Here is a 16,787-nt window from a genome sequence, read left to right as displayed (position 1 = left end):
ATGAAGCCGTTCGCCTCCCGTTATCTGCTCCTTGTCGCATTTTCTCTGCTGCTCGGCGCTTGCCAAAGCACGCCACCGGCAGCCACTCAGGCTCCCGACGGTCGGGCTGCGGCGATTGCACAGCTTGAACAAAACCTGGCCAGCAGCGAGCTGGCCACCGCTGAAGATCAACTGGCAACCTTGCAGGCCCAGTCGCCTGACGATCCAACGCTGGTGCAATACCAACGGCAATTGGCCGAAGCCTATCTGCAACGCAGCCAGATCGTGTTGCAGAAAGGTGATGTCAACGCCGCCGCCACTGCGCTGAGCCGTGCGCGAGCGCTGATGCCAAAAGCGCCGGCGCTGACCGGTGGCGTCAACAATGCCATCGTCAATGCGCGCAAGGCTGAGCTGGACAAGGCCGAAGCTGCGTTGCTGGCGGCTGAAGCCCGGCCAAAAGCCAAAGTGATTGATCCGGCGGCGGAAAGCACCACGGTCGCGTTGAACCTCACCGATATGAGCAAACTTCGCCACCAACTGGATGCGATTGCCTTCGATGTGGTGAATTACGACTGTGCGGTGGTGATCCAGGCACCGCGCACGCAGGATTACCCATGGCTGGCCACATTGCTGACCAAACGGGTGAAGAAACTCGATTCGGGTTTTGAGCTGAAATTGCACAAGCAGATCGCGCGCCACGTTCCGGCGCAGGTGGTTTTGAGCCCGCGTAAGCCCTGAAAACCTTGTAAGCCCTTAAAAGCATCGCGAGCAAGCTCGCTCCCACATTTGGAATGCATTCCAAATGCAGGAGCGAGGCTTGCTCGCGATAGCGTCCTAACTATCGAAACAAACCTTAAGCCGGAATCGCCTTGGCTTTAGGCTCGCGATCCCAAACCCGATGCTGTCCAATCGCCGCGAAGAACGGCTTGATCAGCGTCTTGTCGGTACCGACGATCAACCCCGCATCAGCCTCCAGCTTCAGCACGTCCAGCAACTGCTTGGCTTCGCCGTGCAGCGCGATTGCCTTCAGGTGCTTGTACGCTTCGAGCACGTAATGCAGGGCCACGCCGTCACCGCTCAACGCTTTGATCGACGCCGCGCCACCCGGCACGAACACCGCATCGAAAGCGACGGACGGCAAGCCTTCCATCGACGCATCGACGGGCAGCGATTTGCCGTCAGCAGTGGTCACGGGTGCCGAAGTCGGGCCGAGCAACTTGGCGTGTGCACCTTCAGCCGCCAGCGCCGCTTTCATCGCATCAATCGCTTTGCCGTCGACGCCGTTGGCCGCCAGGATCGCGACTTTACGAGTCTTGATGTTTTCCGGCAGCAGGTTGGCCTGGCTCAGCGCTGGCGAACGATCCAGCGACGTTTTCGGCACGTCTACGGTGCCGGCCTTCGGTGCTGGCAGACCCAGGTTTGCCGCGACGCGCGCAGCCAGTTCCAGATCGATGTTGGCGAGGATCTCATTGACCTGGCGCTCACGAATCCACAACCGCTCAACCTTGCCCAGCTCGAAGCTGTACGCGGCGATGATGTGTTCCTGCTCGTGTTTGCTCATGCTGTTGAAGAACAAGCGCGCCTGCGAGAAGTGATCACCGAACGACTCGCTGCGCTGACGAATCTTGTTCGCGTCGATGCGTTCCGGGTAAGTCTCGAAGCCACCGTCCTGCGCGGCGGGCGGAGTTTCTTTTGGCCAGCCACCGTCAATCGAGTTCGGCTCGTAGGAAGCGCGGCCCTTGTCGATGGTCATGCGGTGAATGCCATCGCGCTGGCCATTGTGGTACGGCGCTACCGGACGGTTGATCGGGATTTCGTGGAAGTTCGGCCCGCCGAGTCGGCTGATCTGCGTGTCGGTGTAGGAAAACAGCCGACCTTGCAGCAGCGGATCGTTGGAGAAGTCGATGCCTGGGACGATGTGGCCCGGGCAGAACGCAACTTGCTCGGTTTCGGCGAAGAAGTTGTCCGGGTTACGGTTCAGGGTCATTTTGCCCAGTGGCGTAATCGGCACGATTTCTTCAGGAATGATCTTGGTCGGGTCGAGCAGGTCGAAATCGAAGTCGTGTTCGTTTTCTTCCTCGACGATCTGCACGCCCAATTCCCATTCCGGGTAGTCGCCCATCTCGATCGATTCCCACAGGTCACGACGGTGGTAGTCGGTGTCTTTACCGGCGAGTTTCTGCGCTTCATCCCACACCAGCGAGCAGGTGCCGGCGGTTGGGCGCCAGTGGAACTTGACGAAGCGCGACTTGCCTTCGGCATTCACCAGACGGAACGTGTGCACGCCGAAACCTTGCATGCTGCGCAGGCTTTTCGGGATCGCGCGGTCGGACATCGCCCAGATCACCATGTGCGCCGATTCCGGCTGCAGCGAGACGAAGTCCCAAAAGGTGTCGTGCGCCGAGCCGCCGGTAGGGATTTCGTTGTGCGGCTCCGGTTTCACCGCGTGGACGAAATCGGGAAACTTGATCGCGTCCTGGATGAAGAACACCGGCATGTTGTTGCCGACCAGGTCGAAGTTGCCTTCGTCGGTGAAGAACTTCACGGCAAACCCGCGCACGTCACGCACGGTATCGCCCGAGCCGCGTGGCCCCTGCACCGTGGAGAAACGCACGAATACCGGGGTTTGTTTGCCCGGATCCTGAAGGAAACCGGCCTTGGTCAGCGCGGCATGGTTTTCGTAAGTCTGGAAGAAACCGTGAGCGCCAGTGCCGCGCGCATGGACGATGCGCTCCGGGATGCGTTCGTGGTCAAAGTGCGTGATTTTCTCACGCATGATGAAGTCTTCCAGCAGCGACGGCCCGCGGGCGCCGACTTTCAGGGTGTTCTGGTTGTCCGACACCTTGACGCCCTGGTTGGTGCGCAGGGCTTGTTCGGTGGCGTCGGAGCGGAATTTTTCCAGGCTTTCAAGCTTGGTATTGGTGTTGCCACGGTCCAGGGTGTCAGTCCCGGCCAGTGCGCTTTTAGGGGCGACAGGTTTCTTGGTACTCATCAGTCGTAAACTCCTCGTTGCGATCTCGTCCTAGCCGGACTTGTGAGCAATTTTCCAGGCACGGCACCTGGCGGTAATTACGTTGCTTAAATAGTGACTAATGAGGTTCTCAGCCGTTCCTTTTTTATGACCTTTGATCGCGTTATTGCCAAATCGAAGGTTGAATGCCGAATAAATGCTAATACCCTCTATACGGACAGGCTAAAATGCGCGCCCGGCTAAACGCTGACCCTTTTCCAACGCGCCCCACAAGGTTCGCTACGTGATCGAGTTTCAAAACGTCCATAAGACTTACCGCGTCGCCGGTAAGGACATTCCCGCCCTGCATCCGACCAGTCTGACGATTGAGAACGGTCAGGTCTTCGGCCTGATCGGCCATTCCGGCGCGGGAAAAAGTACCCTGCTGCGTCTGATCAATCGCCTGGAGGAATCCAGTGGCGGCAAGATCTTCGTCGATGGTGAAGAAGTCACCGCGCTCGATGCCAGCAGCCTGCGGCGCTTCCGCCAGCAGGTCGGGATGATCTTCCAGCACTTCAACCTGCTGGCCTCCAAGACTGTCGCCGACAACGTGGCGCTGCCGCTGACCCTTGCCGGTGAGCTGTCGCGCAGTGAAATCGACCAGCGCGTCGCGGAACTGCTGGCGCGGGTCGGTTTGTCCGACCACGCCAAAAAGTATCCGGCGCAATTGTCCGGTGGTCAGAAGCAGCGCGTCGGCATTGCCCGCGCCCTGGCGACCAAGCCGAAAATCCTCCTGTGTGACGAAGCCACCAGCGCGCTGGACCCGCAGACCACTGCGTCGGTCCTGCAATTGCTCGCCGAGATCAACCGCGAGCTGAAGCTGACCATCGTGCTGATCACCCACGAGATGGACGTGATCCGCCGCGTTTGCGATCAGGTCGCGGTGATGGACGCCGGGGTAATCGTCGAGCAAGGCTCGGTGGCCGATGTGTTCCTGCATCCCAAGCACCCGACCACCAAGCGCTTCGTCCAGGAAGACGAGCAGATCGACGAAAGCGAACAGCGTGATGATTTTGCTCACGTACCGGGGCGGATCGTGCGTCTGACGTTCCAGGGCGAAGCGACCTACGCGCCGTTGCTCGGCACCGTCGCGCGGGAAACCGGCGTCGACTACAGCATCCTTGCCGGTCGCATCGATCGCATCAAAGACACGCCGTACGGCCAATTGACCCTGGCGGTCACCGGCGGCGACATGGAGGCGGCGTTTGCCCGCTTCACCGCAGCTGACGTCCACATGGAGGTGCTGCGCTGATGGAGGCCCTGATGAGTTTCTTCGCCAATATCGACTGGTTCGAAATCTGGCTCGCTACCGGCGACACCCTGCTGATGCTCGGCGGTTCGCTGCTGTTCACGATTTTGCTCGGCCTGCCGCTGGGCGTGCTGTTGTTCCTGTGCAGCCCGCGCCAGTTGCTGGAATCGCGCGGCGTTTATGCGGTGCTGTCGCTGGTGGTGAACATTCTGCGTTCGCTGCCGTTCATCATTCTGCTGATCGTGATGATCCCGTTCACCGTGTTGATCACCGGCACTTCGCTCGGCGTCGCCGGCGCGATCCCGCCATTGGTGGTGGGCGCCACGCCGTTCTTCGGGCGTCTGGTGGAAACCGCGTTGCGCGAAGTCGATCGCGGCATCATCGAAGCGACCCAGGCGATGGGCGCGACGACCAAGCAAATCATCATCAATGCGTTGCTGCCGGAAGCCCGTCCGGGCATCTATGCAGCGATTACGGTGACGGCGATTACACTGGTTTCCTACACGGCAATGGCCGGTGTGGTCGGCGCCGGTGGTTTGGGTGACCTGGCGATCCGTTTCGGCTACCAGCGTTTCCGGACCGATGTGATGATCGTCACCGTCGTGCTGTTGCTGGTGCTGGTGCAAGTGCTGCAAATGGTTGGCGACAAACTGGTCGTACACTTTTCCAGAAAATAAATGTTTCGCGTAGCCCGGCGCTGAGCCGGCCATTCGCTGGCAGGCGCCAAACGGGCGCCTCATGCGGGTAAACACAAGGAGTTAGCTGAATGAAAAAACTACTCGTCGCATTGGCCGCTGTTGCGGCGTTCTCCGCCCAGGCTGATGAAACCCTGACCGTCGCCGCGTCGCCGGTGCCACATGCGGAAATTCTCGAATTCGTGAAGCCGACCCTGGCCAAAGAAGGCGTGACCCTGAACGTCAAGGTGTTCACCGACTACATTCAGCCGAACGTGCAGGTTGCCGAGAAACGTCTGGACGCCAACTTCTTCCAGCACCAGCCGTACCTGGATGAGTTCAACAAGGCGCGCACCACCAATCTGGTGGCGGTGGCCGGCGTGCATCTGGAACCGCTGGGCGCGTACTCGAGCAAGTACAAAGCCCTGGCCGAACTGCCGGGCGGTGCCAACGTGGTGATTCCGAACGACGCCACCAATGGCGGCCGTGCGCTGTTGCTGCTGCAGAAGGCTGGGCTGATCACGCTGAAGGATCCAACCAGCATTCTGTCGACCGTCAAAGACATCGCACAGAATCCGAAGGATCTGAAAATCCGTGAGCTGGAAGCCGCGACCATCCCGCGCGTGCTGACCCAGGTCGACCTGGCGCTGATCAACACCAACTACGCGCTGGAAGCCAAGCTTGATCCGTCCAAAGACGCGTTGGTGATCGAAGGCAACGACTCGCCTTACGTGAACATCCTCGTCGCGCGCCCGGACGACAAGGACAGCGACGCGATGAAGAAACTCGTCGCCGCGCTGCACAGCCCGGAAGTCAAAGCGTTCATTCTCGAGAAGTACAAAGGCGCGGTATTGCCGGCGTTCTGATCTTGTCCGCTGGACTGAAAGGGGCGCATTCGATGCGCCCCTTTTTTATGCCTGAAACACCGGCCCTGTAGGAGCCAGGCTTGCCGGCGAAGGCGTCAGTGAAATCGCCTTCGCCGGCAAGCCTGGCTCCTACAGGGAGGTGTGGTGATTCACTTGCGCTTGAGCATCACCGGCAATTGCGCGATCAGTTTGGCGTTGTTCAGCGGTGCGCGGATGAACCCGCGCTGCGTGCCGTCCGGGCCGATGACCGCAAGGTTACCGCTGTGGTCGACTGTGTAATTGGGCTTGCTGGTGTCCGCCGGAATAAACGGAATGCTCACCGCGTTCGCCAGTTTCTGAATGTCTTCGACCGACGACGCGGTCAAACCCTGAAACTGCGGATCGAAATAGCCCAGATATTGTTTCAGCTGCTTCGGCGAATCGCGGTTCGGGTCGACGCTGACCAGAATCACCTGCAACCTCGCCGCTGCTTCCGACGGCAACTCACTTTTGATCTGCCGCAGCTGCGCGAGGGTAGTCGGGCAGATGTCCGGGCAGAAGGTGTAACCGAAGAACAGCAGACTCCACTTGTCTTTCAGCTCATTGACCGCGACCGGTTTGCCGTCCTGATCGGTCATCGTCACGTCTGGCAGATTGCGGCTTTGCGGCAACAGGATGATCCCGGCGTCGATCAACGCAGTCGGGTCGCCCTGACCTTTGCCAGACAGCACTTTGTTGACGGTCAGGCCCAGAATCAACGCAATCAGGGCAACGAGGATAAAGACGGTTTTCTGAGTTCGAGTCATAGGTTCATTTTGGTCAAAGATTTAACAGCAGGTAGTGGTCGACGAGCAGCGCGATAAACAGCAGGAACAAGTACCAAATAGAGTACTTGAACGTATTGATCGCCGCGTGCGGCCGAGTGCCACGGTACAGCACCACGGCCCATTGCAGAAACCTCGCGCCCAGCACCAGCGCACAAACCAGGTAAAGCACGCCGCTCATGTGAATCACGTAAGGCATCAGGCTGACGGCCAGCAGTGCGAAGGTGTAAAGCAGAATGTGGATTTTGGTGTAGTGCTCGCCGTGGGTCACCGGCAACATCGGGATATCTGCCTTGGCGTATTCCTCTTTGCGATGAATCGCCAACGCCCAGAAGTGCGGCGGGGTCCAGGCAAAAATGATCAGCACCAGCAGCAATGGCTCAGCGCTGACATGCCCGGTGGCCGCGACCCAACCGAGCAGCGGCGGGGCCGCGCCAGCCAGTCCGCCGATGACGATATTCTGCGGCGTCGCGCGTTTGAGGAAACCGGTGTAGACCACCGCGTAACCGAGCAACGAAGCGAGGGTCAGCCACGCGGTCAGCGGGTTGGTGAAGGCCAGCAGCAGGGCTTGCCCGAGCACCGCCAGGACCAGCGCAAAGGTCAGCGCCGCCGTCGGCGACACGCGGCCCTCGGCCAGTGGCCGCTTGTGGGTCCGCGCCATCACCGCATCGATGCGCCGGTCCACCACATGATTGACCGCCGCCGCGCCACCGGCACACAGCGCGATCCCCAGGTTGCCAAACACCAGCACCGTCCACGGCACTCCGGCGCGGGTCGCGAGGAACATCCCGACCAGCGAGGTGATCAGCATCAGCACCACCACTTTCGGTTTGGTCAGCTCCAGATAATCGCGCCAGATCGCCTGACTGTGACGTTCGCCGATCAGAGTCGCCATGGCATTTCTCCTTTTATTGTTATGGGCCCGGCGGAATGTTTACGCGGGCTGAAACGCCAGCGCGCAGGGGATTGCTGCTTGACCCGAACCAGACTGGTCCGCGCGTGATAATTGACCAGCACCAACGTCAGTAACAGCGCCGCGCCGCCAGCGTTATGGGCGACGGCGACCGGCAGCGGCAAGTGAAACAGCACGTTGCTGATGCCGAGAGTGATTTGCGCGGCGAGGGCGATCAGCACCAGCCCGGCGAGGCGGGTCATGCTGACCACTTTCAATTGCCACGCAAGCCCGAGCAGCACCAGCGTCACCATGAGCGCGCCGATGCGATGGGTCAGATGAATCGCCGTGCGTGCGTCGCTGTCCAGTTGGCCGCCGAGGTAATTGGGGCCGATGTGCTGGGTCAGGTGAAAGCCGTTGGCGAAATCGGCGGGCGGCAGCCATTGGCCGTGGCAGGTCGGGAAGTCGATGCACGCCACCGCCGCATAGTTGGAACTGACCCAGCCACCGAGGGCGATTTGTCCGATCACCAGCAGCAAACCGGCAGTGGCCCAGTACTGCAAACGTCGCGGCACAGTCAGCGCCGGCAATACGCCGGACAAGCGCAGCGTCAGCAAAAACAACAAACTCAACGTCGCAAACCCGCCGAGCAAATGCCCGGTAACCACTTGCGGCCAGAGCTTGAGCGTCACCGTCCACATACCGAACGCCGCTTGCGCAGTCACCACCGCCAAGAGGAACAGCGGCAACTTCACCGGTTGCCCCGGATGCCGACGGTGCACCCAGGCGCGCCCGGCCAGCACCGCAATCAGCAACCCGAGCGTGCCGGCGAAGTAGCGGTGAATCATCTCGTTCCACCCTTTGTGGGCCTCGACCGGGGTGTCGGGGAAATGCAATTCGGCATGCGCCAGTTGGGCTTCGCTTTTCGGCACGCTGATAAACCCGTAGCAGCCCGGCCAGTCCGGGCAGCCGAGGCCGGCGTGGGTCAGGCGCGTGTAGGCGCCGAGCAACACCACAATCAGTGCCAGCAACGTGGCAAACAGCGCGAGGCGAAATCCAGGTTTGGCCATGACGATGCCCTTATCCGATGTTCGACAGTTTCAGCAAATGCCGCAGATCGTTGAGCAAATCCTTGCCCTTGACCGCCGGGTCGTAGCGCAGCACCAGATTGCCGTGCGGGTCGATGATCCACAGCTGCGGCGCGGTGTTGTCGCCCGTAGTCTTTTTGAACGTGGTCAGGTCCATGGGATAGCGTTGCAGCTGCGGATATTCACGATTGAGCTTGGCCTCGTAATCGCTGCCCAGCGGTTGCGCAGCCGCCAATGCGTGGCTGGCGCGGGACGCTTCGCGGCCGAGGCCGATCTGGATCTGCCGCGCCAGATACACCAGTTGCTGGCAGTCCACCGAACAATCCTTTGGCGCGGTCACCAGCATTTGCCAACGCTGCTCCTGGGCCTGCACGCCGAGGTCGGCGCGGGTCTGGCCGTTGCCGATCAGTTCGCCGTGATAGCTGCGCCCGTCCGGCACCCAGAACTGCAATTTGTACATGCCGGTGGCGAGGATCATCGGGCCGATCACCCCCAACACGATCAGCAGCAGTTGCAAACGCCCCTTGCGCCGACTGGCCGGGGTTTTCGCCTCAGACATGCTGGGTGGATTCATGGCCGCTCCCATGGTGTTTCTCCTTTGCGTTGTGCCAGCCGAGGTAGATAAAGAGGCCGAGCAGGGCGATCGCCATGGCGAACCACTGCACGGCGTAAGCGATGTGTTTTTCCGCGCCCATGGCGACTATCGGCCAATCGGCCTGATACGAAGCGGGGCCGTTTTCGAGGCGTAATTCGTAAGCGAAACCATCGCGCGCGAGCGCCGTCCACAGCCGCGCCGGTTCGACCGCGGTCACCAGTTGCGGCCAAGCCGTGGCGCTCGGGTCGGCGTGCAACTGGAACGTCGCGCCGGGCGCCACATAGACCCACGCCTCGACGCTCAACGGCTGTTTCGGCGTGGTGAATTGCGGCGGCGTGCGCCGATCCGGCCACGGCAGCCAGCCGCGATTGACCAGCAGCCACAACCCGCTCGCCTGATCCTGAAACGGTTGCAGCAACTCGACGCCGACCTTGCCGTCGCGCTGACGGTTGTCCAGCAGCACGCTGTGCTCGGGGTCGAATTGGCCGTGCAGGCGCACGCGGCGAAACGCCGGGTCCTGGGTGTTTTGCAGCTCGGTGCTGGCCATCGGCTCGGCCGCGCGGCGTTCGGCATAACTGTTGAGCAGCGCGCTTTTCTCCGCGCCCCGGCTCAACTGCCAGAACCCCAGTGACACCAGCATCGGCAACAGCAGCGCGACCACCAGGGTCGGCACGATGCCCGGCCGGAAGCGCTTCATGGCGTGGCCAGAAAGTCGCTGGATGCGATAGCTATACTCATGTGCATTCGCCTTCCCCCGGAGTCATCCCATGCTCAAAGCAGCCATCGTCCTGATGCTGATTGCCACGGTTGTCAGCCTGTTCAGCGGCCTGTTTTTTCTGGTCAAGGACGACAGCAGCTCAAACCGCCTGGTCATTGCCTTGAGCGTTCGCGTGGCCCTGGCCGCCACCACCGTCGGCCTGATCGCCTGGGGTTTTTACAGCGGCCAATTGGTTGCCCACGTTCCGTGGGAGCTATAAGCGCCAAGCTTCATGCTTCAAGCTCGGCGCTGCTTCAGAGCACGTAGACGAAGACAAACAGACCCAGCCACACCACATCGACAAAGTGCCAATACCAACTCGCCGCTTCGAAGGCGAACTGGTGCTCGTTGTCGAAATGCCCGCGCATGATCCGCATCAGCATCACAAACAGGATGATCGTGCCGATGGTCACGTGCGCACCGTGGAAACCGGTGAGCATGAAGAACGTCGCGCCGTAGATGCCCGAGCCCAGGGTCAGGCCCAGTTCTTGGTAGGCGTGGATGTATTCCTCAGCCTGAAAACCGAGGAACGCGCAGCCCAGCAGCACGGTGATCGCCAGCCAGATTTTCAGCGCGCCGCGATGACCTTTTTTCAGCGCATGGTGGGCGATGGTCACGGTCACGCTGGAACTGACCAGCAGCACCGTATTGAGCAGCGGCAGGCCCCAGGGGCTGATCACGTCCTTGGGTGCCGGATAAAGTTTCGGGTCAGGGTTGTTCAGCAGCGGCCAGGTGAATTCGAACGTTGGCCAGAGCATGTGCGCGAGGCCTTTGGCGCCTTCACCGCCGAGCGCCGGGCCGGACACGTGGCGCACATAAAACAGCGCGCCGAAGAACGCGATAAAGAACATCACTTCCGAGAAAATGAACCAGCTCATGCCCCAGCGGAACGAGCGATCCATCTGCGCGCTGTACAGCCCTTGGCGGCTTTCCTTGATCACCGTGCCGAACCAGCCGAACAGCATGTACGCAACCATCAGGCCGCCGACGAAAAAGATCAGCGGGCCGTGGGATTCCGGGCGCGCGGCTTTCAGGTCGTTGAACCAGGTGGCCAGGCCGAACACCGTGACCAGCATGCCGACCGTGGCGATGATCGGCCATTTGCTCTGGGCCGGGACGTAATAGTGTTCATGAGTTGCCATTTATTGTTCTCCTTATCGGGCACGCTCAACCGCCAGTGTTTACAGCGACCGGTGGATGTCGGGCGGTGATATCGAACAGCGTGTAGGACAGCGTCAGGTGCTTCAATTCCTTGGGCATGTCGCGGTCAACGATGAAACGTACCGGCATCTCGATCCGTTGACCGGGCTGCAGCACTTGCTGGGTAAAGCAGAAACATTCGGTCTTGTGGAAGTACGCGGCGGCAGCGCTGGGCGCGATGCTCGGCACGGCTTGCGCGCTCATCGGCCTATCGGTCGGGTTGTGCGCGATGAAGATCATCTCGTTGACCGCGCCGGGATTGGCGGTCAGTTCATCGCTCTTCGGATAGAAATCCCAGGACATGTCCGCCGAATTGGTCGAAAGAAACTGCACGCGGACCTGCCGCGAGGTATCGACGGTTTGCTCGCCCTCGTACTGCCCGGACGTCTTGCCGTTGATGCCGAAGGCCTTGCACATCACGTCGTAGATCGGCACCAGGGCAAAGCCGAAAACGAACATCGCCACCACCACCAGCAACAGGCGCGTGACCAGCTTCTTCAGCGAAATCGAATCAGCCATGGCACGAATCCTCAACACCCAGACCTGTGGCGAGGGGGTTTACCCCCGTTCGACTGCGCAGCAGTCGCAAAACCAGCAAATGCGATCCACCTGATAAATCCCGATCACAGCCTTCGGGGCCGCTGCGCGACCCAACGGGGGTAAACCCCCTCACCACAGGGGTTTGACCACTGCCCACAACTGGCGGGGTGTTCATTTCACTTCCGGTGGCGTGGTGAAGGTGTGATACGGCGCTGGTGACGGAATACTCCACTCCAGCCCTTCGGCGCCATCCCACGGTTTGGCCGGGGCCGGCTCGCCGCCGCGAATGGTCTTGATGACGATAAACAGGAAGAAAATCTGCGTGGCGCCGAACATGAATGCGCCGATCGACGACACCATGTTGAAGTCGGCGAATTGCAGGTTGTAGTCCGGAATCCGTCGCGGCATGCCGGCCAGCCCGACGAAGTGCATCGGGAAGAACGCCATGTTCATGCCGATGAACGAGAGCCAGAAGTGCAGCTTGCCGAGGGTTTCGTCGTACATGTGGCCGGTCCACTTCGGCAGCCAGTAATACGCCGAAGCGAAGATCCCGAAGATCGCGCCCGGCACCAATACATAGTGGAAGTGCGCGACCACAAAGTAGGTGTCCTGGTACTGGAAGTCCGCTGGCGCGATGGCCAGCATCAGCCCGGAGAAACCGCCGATGGAGAACAGGATAACGAACGCCACCGCAAACAGCATCGGCGTCTCGAAGGTCAGCGAGCCTTGCCACATGGTGCTGGCCCAGTTGAACACTTTGACCCCGGTCGGCACCGCGATCAGCAGTGTCGCGTACATGAAGAACAACTCGCCCACCAGCGGAATGCCGACCACGAACATGTGGTGCGCCCAGACGATAAACGACAGGAACGCGATGCTCGCCGTGGCGTAAACCATCGACGTATAGCCGAACAGCGGCTTGCGCGAGAAGGTCGGGATGATCGAGCTGACGGCGCCGAAGGCCGGCAGGATCATGATGTACACCTCGGGGTGGCCGAAGAACCAGAACACGTGCTGGAACAACACCGGGTCACCGCCACCGGCAGCACTGAAGAAGCTGGTGCCGAAGTGGATGTCCATCAGCATCATCGTCACGCACCCGGCCAGCACCGGCATCACCGCGATCAACAGGAACGCGGTGATCAGCCAGGTCCAGACGAACAGCGGCATTTTCATCAGGGTCATGCCGGGTGCGCGCAGGTTGAGAATGGTCGCGATCACGTTGATCGCGCCCATGATCGAGCTGATGCCCATCAAGTGAATGGCGAAGATAAAAAACGTCACGCTTTCCGGCGCGTAAGTCGTCGACAGCGGCGCGTAGAAGGTCCAGCCAAAGTTTGGCCCGCCACCGGGCGTGAACAGTGTCGAAACCAACAGCAGGAATGCCGCCGGCAGCAGCCAGAAACTGAAGTTGTTCATCCGTGGCAGGGCCATGTCCGGCGCGCCGATCATCAACGGGATCATCCAGTTGGCGAGGCCGACGAACGCCGGCATCACTGCGCCGAACACCATCACCAGACCGTGCATGGTGGTCATCTGATTGAAGAACGCCGGTTCGACGATTTGTAGGCCTGGCTGGAACAGCTCGGCGCGAATCACCATCGCGAATGAACCGCCGAGCAGGAACATGCAGAACGCAAACCACAGGTACAGCGTGCCGATGTCTTTGTGGTTGGTGGTCAGCACCCAACGCATCAGGCCTTTGGCGGGGCCGTGGGCGTGGTCGGCATGACCATGGTCATCGATGACGGCGCTCATGGCTGGTCTCCTGCAAACAGGTGGGCTGGGCAGGCCGGGGCGTGTTGCCCCGACCGGTGGCTTGGGTGCGCAATAGACCGGCTCATTTGCTTTCCGCCTGTTTCAGCTCCAGCACTTCTTTGGGAGTGACCATGTCGCCCTTGTTGTTGCCCCAGGCGTTACGTTCGTAGGTCACGACCGCCGCGATATCGACTTCCGACAGCTGCTTGCCGAACGCCGCCATGGCGGTGCCGGGTTTGCCGTGGAAGACAATGCTCAGGTGATCCTTGATCGGGCCGGTGGCGATTTTCGAGCCTTTGAGCGCCGGGAACATCGGCGGCAGGCCCTGGCCTTCAGCCTGGTGACAGGCCACGCACGTGGTGTGGTAAACCTTGTCGCCGCGCTCTTTGAGTTCGTCGAGGGTCCATTCCTTGCTGGTCAGCTCTTTGAGCTGCAGCGCCTCGGCTTTGCGTTCGCCGAGCCAGGTGGCGTAATCGGCCTGGGTTTTGACCTCGACCACAATCGGCATGAAACCGTGGTCCTTGCCGCACAGCTCGGCGCACTGGCCACGGTAGATGCCGGGCTTGTCGATGCGCGTCCAGGCTTCGTTGACGAACCCCGGAATGGCATCGCGCTTGACCGCGAAGGCCGGCACCCACCACGAGTGAATGACGTCGGCGGAGGTCACGAGAAAGCGCACCTTGGCGCCGATCGGCAACACCAGCGGCTTGTCGACCTCCAGCAAGTAATGCTCGCCTTTGGTTTCCTTGTTGTGGATCTGGTCGGCGGGGGTGGCCAGGTTGCTGAAGAACTCGACGTCCTGGCCCAGGTATTTGTAGTGCCACTTCCACTGGTAACCGGTGATCTGCACATCGATGTCCGGCTCACTGGCGTCGTACATCTTGATCAGGGTCGCCGTCGCAGGCACAGCCATCGCCACCAGAATGATGAACGGCACGATGGTCCAGAGGATTTCGACGGTGGTGCTTTCATGAAATTTGGCGGCCACCTGTCCGGTCGAGCGACGGTGGACCATCATCGACCAGAACATGGCGCCGAAGACGATGATGCCGATCACCACACAGATCCAGAAAATGGTCATGTGCAGGTCAAATACTGCGTGACTGATTTCAGTCGCTCCCGGCGCCATGTTCACAGTCCAGGCGGCTTGCGCCTGGCTGAAAAATGACCACAACAGGAGGCCCATCCAGACGTGTGGATGTCGCATCATTGCGGGTTCCCCTTATCGTTCTTGTTATCCCGCCGGCTAACACCAGCGGCAAGGGAGCGGCTTTTTCAGACTACGAACTTGAATTGCCGAGCCTTGCTGCACAGGCAGTCGGGCGTCATCAGCTAACTCCATTCAAAACCGAGTATAGACAGCGACTGGCACCTCGCAACGCGATGGCGTAAATGAGCTGAAACAGCGAGTACTTGCGTGCAAGACCACGAATGGAGAACGATGCGCACCCTTCGGTGGCTGGCCGATATAACTTTGATGTCTCACGGATGAAACATTTATGACAAATGCGTCTTAGCAATTTTCATAAGCCAGCTAACTTATGTCTTCCTATTTCATTGCCTTGTTTCCTGGAGTTTTCATGAACACCGCCGCATTGCGCGAGCAGATCCAAAAAGCCCTGCAGCATGAGGCCGAAACTGGCCTGCTGACTCGTCAACTGGAAACCCAATTACCGCATTTGCACCCTGCCATCCAATTGCCGGAGGCTGATGCCAACGGCGTGCTGACTCGTTTTGTCACGGCTTACATCGAAGAAGTGCCTGATCTGCTGGAAGCAGCCAACGACGTCGCGAGGGAAGCGGGTATCGAATCGCAGATCAAACCGGTGCTGAAAATCGCCGAGCAGTACTTCCTGCAACCGCCAGCGATCATGGCCGGGCACGTCGGCCTCGACGGCCTGCTGGACGAAGCGTATCTGGCGCATCGGTTTGTGGAAGAGGTCAACGACCTGTACATCAAGCATTTCGGCCAGCCACTGATCCCTCTGGACATGACGGTCGCCAACCTGATCGCCCATCAATTGATCGGCGAAGCGTTCGCCAATCAGCTGGATGAGGCCGTGCATCACGCCGTCGACGAGATGCTCAACGAAGAAAGCTTCGCCCTGGAATCGGTCGAAGCCTACCGCGACAAACTCAACAGCCCGGACACCGGCGCTGCCTGGAAACGCTGGCCCTGCATGTCCCGCCGCCTCGGCGTAGGCCTGGAACTGGACCAGCCAGCAGCCTGACCGCCACCCATTTTGGGTACGGCGCAAATCCTGTAGGAGCTGAGCTTGCTCGCGAAAGCGCTGGTTCAGCCGACATCTGCATCGACTGACACGGCCCCTTCGCGGGCAAGCCTAGCTCCTACAGGTTCTGTGTATGACGCAAAATCCGTGGGGCTGAGCCTTGCTCCCACAGGTCCTGTGTATGGCGCAAATCCTGTAGGAGCTGAGCTTGCTCGCGAAAGCGGTCTATCAGCCGACATCTGCATCGACTGACATGGCCCCATCGCGGGCAAGCCTCGCTCCTACAGGTTCTGTGTATGACGCAAATTCCGTGGGGGCTGAGCCTTTCCCACAGGTTCTGTGTATGGCGCTAAAACCTGTGGGAGCTGAGCTTGCTCGCGAAAGCGGTCTATCGGCTGACATGTTTATCAACTGACACGGCCCCTTCGCGGGCAAGCCTCGCTCCTACAGGTTTTGTGTATGGCGCACAATCCGTGGGGGCTGAGCCTTTCCCACAGGTTCTGTGTATGGCGCAAATCCTGTAGGAGCTGAGCTTGCTCGCGAAAGCGGTCTATCGGCTGACATGTTGATCAACTGACACGGCCCCTTCGCGGGCAAGCCTCGCTCCTACAGGTTCTGTGTATGGCGCAAAATCCGTGGGGGCTGAGCCTTTCCCACAGGTTCTGTGTATGGCGCTAAAACCTGTAGGAGCTGAGCTTGCTCGCGATGGCGGTCTATCGGCTGACATGTTTATCAACTGACACGGCCCCTTCGCGGGCAAGCCTCGCTCCCATAGATTTTGTGTATGACGCAAATTCCGTGGGGGCTGAGCCTTTCCCACAGGTCCTGTGTATGGCGCTAAAACCTGTGGGAGCTGAGCTTGCTCGCGAAAGCGCTGGTTCAGCCGACATCTGCATCGACTGACACGGCCCCTTCGCGGGCAAGCCTCGCTCCTACAGGTTCTGTGTATGACGCAAAATCCGTGGGGGCTGAGCCTTTCCCACAGGTTCTGTGTATGGCGCTAAATCCTGTGGGAGCTGAGCTTGCTCGCGATGGCGGTCTATCGGCTGACATGTTTATCAACTGACACGGCCCCTTCGCGGGCAAGCCTCGCTCCTACAGGTTTTGTGTATGGCGCATCATGCCCTTGTAGGAGCTGAGCTTGC

At 60.2% G+C, this 16,787-nt stretch carries 16 protein-coding genes; 6 read left to right on the top strand and 10 right to left on the bottom strand.

What is annotated here, in order from left to right; all coding sequences use genetic code 11:
• Nucleotides 1-717 (top strand): PA5502 family lipoprotein, encoded by a 717-nt coding sequence (locus BI292_RS24405; protein ID WP_101209493.1) that lies wholly within the window; start codon nucleotides 1-3, stop codon nucleotides 715-717.
• A 115-nt stretch (nucleotides 718-832) separates the two neighbouring features.
• Here BI292_RS24405 and katE read toward each other — a convergent pair whose 3' ends face one another.
• On the bottom strand, nucleotides 833-2,971 hold the full coding sequence (katE, locus tag BI292_RS24400; RefSeq protein WP_092275514.1) for a catalase HPII: 2,139 nt from the start codon (nucleotides 2,969-2,971) through the stop codon (nucleotides 833-835).
• Nucleotides 2,972-3,233: 262 nt separating this feature from the next.
• Here katE and BI292_RS24395 point away from each other — a divergent pair, with 262 nt between their 5' ends.
• From BI292_RS24395 to BI292_RS24385, 3 genes are all read left to right on the top strand, one after another.
• The gene (locus BI292_RS24395; protein ID WP_092275511.1) at nucleotides 3,234-4,241 is read left to right on the top strand and encodes a methionine ABC transporter ATP-binding protein; all 1,008 of its coding nucleotides are present in this window, start codon (nucleotides 3,234-3,236) and stop codon (nucleotides 4,239-4,241) included.
• On the top strand, nucleotides 4,241-4,915 hold the full coding sequence (locus BI292_RS24390) for a methionine ABC transporter permease (RefSeq protein WP_101209492.1): 675 nt from the start codon (nucleotides 4,241-4,243) through the stop codon (nucleotides 4,913-4,915). The genes BI292_RS24395 and BI292_RS24390 overlap by 1 nt, the downstream gene beginning before the upstream one ends.
• Nucleotides 4,916-5,004: 89 nt before the next feature.
• Complete coding sequence (locus BI292_RS24385) at nucleotides 5,005-5,778, top strand: MetQ/NlpA family ABC transporter substrate-binding protein (RefSeq protein ID WP_092275505.1); 774 nt, start codon at nucleotides 5,005-5,007, stop codon at nucleotides 5,776-5,778.
• Nucleotides 5,779-5,927: 149 nt separating this feature from the next.
• Here BI292_RS24385 and BI292_RS24380 read toward each other — a convergent pair whose 3' ends face one another.
• Genes BI292_RS24380 through BI292_RS24360 form a run of 5 tightly spaced genes read right to left on the bottom strand, consistent with a single transcriptional unit; the run spans nucleotide 5,928 to nucleotide 9,853 of the window.
• Nucleotides 5,928-6,563, bottom strand: coding sequence for an SCO family protein (locus tag BI292_RS24380; RefSeq protein WP_101209491.1), 636 nt, complete (start codon nucleotides 6,561-6,563; stop codon nucleotides 5,928-5,930).
• A gap of 13 nt (nucleotides 6,564-6,576) precedes the next feature.
• Nucleotides 6,577-7,476, bottom strand: a complete 900-nt coding sequence (gene cyoE, locus BI292_RS24375) for a heme o synthase (RefSeq protein ID WP_101209490.1) — start codon at nucleotides 7,474-7,476, stop codon at nucleotides 6,577-6,579.
• Complete coding sequence (locus BI292_RS24370) at nucleotides 7,464-8,543, bottom strand: heme A synthase (RefSeq protein WP_101209489.1); 1,080 nt, start codon at nucleotides 8,541-8,543, stop codon at nucleotides 7,464-7,466. The genes cyoE and BI292_RS24370 overlap by 13 nt, the downstream gene beginning before the upstream one ends.
• Nucleotides 8,544-8,553: 10 nt before the next feature.
• Complete coding sequence (locus tag BI292_RS24365) at nucleotides 8,554-9,147, bottom strand: hypothetical protein (protein WP_092275493.1); 594 nt, start codon at nucleotides 9,145-9,147, stop codon at nucleotides 8,554-8,556.
• Entirely contained in the window at nucleotides 9,113-9,853 is a 741-nt protein-coding gene (locus tag BI292_RS24360; RefSeq protein WP_101209498.1) for an SURF1 family protein, read from the bottom strand. The genes BI292_RS24365 and BI292_RS24360 overlap by 35 nt, the downstream gene beginning before the upstream one ends.
• Before the next feature lie 70 nt (nucleotides 9,854-9,923).
• Between BI292_RS24360 and BI292_RS24355 the strand changes: the two genes are divergently transcribed.
• Entirely contained in the window at nucleotides 9,924-10,133 is a 210-nt protein-coding gene (locus BI292_RS24355) for a twin transmembrane helix small protein (RefSeq protein ID WP_092275490.1), read from the top strand.
• A gap of 34 nt (nucleotides 10,134-10,167) precedes the next feature.
• Here BI292_RS24355 and BI292_RS24350 read toward each other — a convergent pair whose 3' ends face one another.
• The 4 genes from BI292_RS24350 to coxB all read right to left on the bottom strand — a co-directional run bounded on the left by BI292_RS24350 (nucleotide 10,168) and on the right by coxB (nucleotide 14,621).
• Nucleotides 10,168-11,055, bottom strand: coding sequence for a cytochrome c oxidase subunit 3 (locus BI292_RS24350; RefSeq protein ID WP_101209488.1), 888 nt, complete (start codon nucleotides 11,053-11,055; stop codon nucleotides 10,168-10,170).
• A 25-nt stretch (nucleotides 11,056-11,080) separates the two neighbouring features.
• Entirely contained in the window at nucleotides 11,081-11,632 is a 552-nt protein-coding gene (locus tag BI292_RS24345) for a cytochrome c oxidase assembly protein (protein ID WP_101209487.1), read from the bottom strand.
• Nucleotides 11,633-11,824: 192 nt separating this feature from the next.
• On the bottom strand, nucleotides 11,825-13,411 hold the full coding sequence (ctaD, locus tag BI292_RS24340) for a cytochrome c oxidase subunit I (protein WP_092275481.1): 1,587 nt from the start codon (nucleotides 13,409-13,411) through the stop codon (nucleotides 11,825-11,827).
• Between the two features lie 82 nt (nucleotides 13,412-13,493).
• Nucleotides 13,494-14,621, bottom strand: a complete 1,128-nt coding sequence (gene coxB / locus BI292_RS24335) for a cytochrome c oxidase subunit II (protein WP_092275478.1) — start codon at nucleotides 14,619-14,621, stop codon at nucleotides 13,494-13,496.
• 370 nt (nucleotides 14,622-14,991) lie between these two features.
• Here coxB and BI292_RS24330 point away from each other — a divergent pair, with 370 nt between their 5' ends.
• Complete coding sequence (locus tag BI292_RS24330; RefSeq protein WP_101209486.1) at nucleotides 14,992-15,642, top strand: hypothetical protein; 651 nt, start codon at nucleotides 14,992-14,994, stop codon at nucleotides 15,640-15,642.
• Nucleotides 15,643-16,787: the final 1,145 nt, after the last annotated feature.

The organism is Pseudomonas sp. 43NM1, assembly GCF_002836905.1.
In the GTDB taxonomy this organism is placed as follows: domain Bacteria; phylum Pseudomonadota; class Gammaproteobacteria; order Pseudomonadales; family Pseudomonadaceae; genus Aquipseudomonas; species Aquipseudomonas prosekii.
The sequence above is the reverse complement of the archived record's forward strand: the minus strand, read 5'-3'. Positions and strand labels throughout refer to the sequence as shown.

Bases quoted from the DNA above. Each gene is read 5' to 3' on its own strand.
- BI292_RS24405 (WP_101209493.1), top strand. From the start codon at position 1: ATGAAGCCGTTCGCCTCCCGTTATCTGCTCCTTGTCGCATTTTCTCTG.
- katE (WP_092275514.1), bottom strand. From the start codon at position 2,971: ATGAGTACCAAGAAACCTGTCGCCCCTAAAAGCGCACTGGCCGGGACT.
- BI292_RS24390 (WP_101209492.1), top strand. From the start codon at position 4,241: ATGGAGGCCCTGATGAGTTTCTTCGCCAATATCGACTGGTTCGAAATC.
- BI292_RS24385 (WP_092275505.1), top strand. From the start codon at position 5,005: ATGAAAAAACTACTCGTCGCATTGGCCGCTGTTGCGGCGTTCTCCGCC.
- BI292_RS24380 (WP_101209491.1), bottom strand. From the start codon at position 6,563: ATGACTCGAACTCAGAAAACCGTCTTTATCCTCGTTGCCCTGATTGCG.
- cyoE (WP_101209490.1), bottom strand. From the start codon at position 7,476: ATGGCGACTCTGATCGGCGAACGTCACAGTCAGGCGATCTGGCGCGAT.
- BI292_RS24370 (WP_101209489.1), bottom strand. From the start codon at position 8,543: ATGGCCAAACCTGGATTTCGCCTCGCGCTGTTTGCCACGTTGCTGGCA.
- BI292_RS24365 (WP_092275493.1), bottom strand. From the start codon at position 9,147: ATGGGAGCGGCCATGAATCCACCCAGCATGTCTGAGGCGAAAACCCCG.
- BI292_RS24360 (WP_101209498.1), bottom strand. From the start codon at position 9,853: ATGAAGCGCTTCCGGCCGGGCATCGTGCCGACCCTGGTGGTCGCGCTG.
- BI292_RS24355 (WP_092275490.1), top strand. From the start codon at position 9,924: ATGCTCAAAGCAGCCATCGTCCTGATGCTGATTGCCACGGTTGTCAGC.
- BI292_RS24350 (WP_101209488.1), bottom strand. From the start codon at position 11,055: ATGGCAACTCATGAACACTATTACGTCCCGGCCCAGAGCAAATGGCCG.
- BI292_RS24345 (WP_101209487.1), bottom strand. From the start codon at position 11,632: ATGGCTGATTCGATTTCGCTGAAGAAGCTGGTCACGCGCCTGTTGCTG.
- ctaD (WP_092275481.1), bottom strand. From the start codon at position 13,411: ATGAGCGCCGTCATCGATGACCATGGTCATGCCGACCACGCCCACGGC.
- coxB (WP_092275478.1), bottom strand. From the start codon at position 14,621: ATGATGCGACATCCACACGTCTGGATGGGCCTCCTGTTGTGGTCATTT.
- BI292_RS24330 (WP_101209486.1), top strand. From the start codon at position 14,992: ATGAACACCGCCGCATTGCGCGAGCAGATCCAAAAAGCCCTGCAGCAT.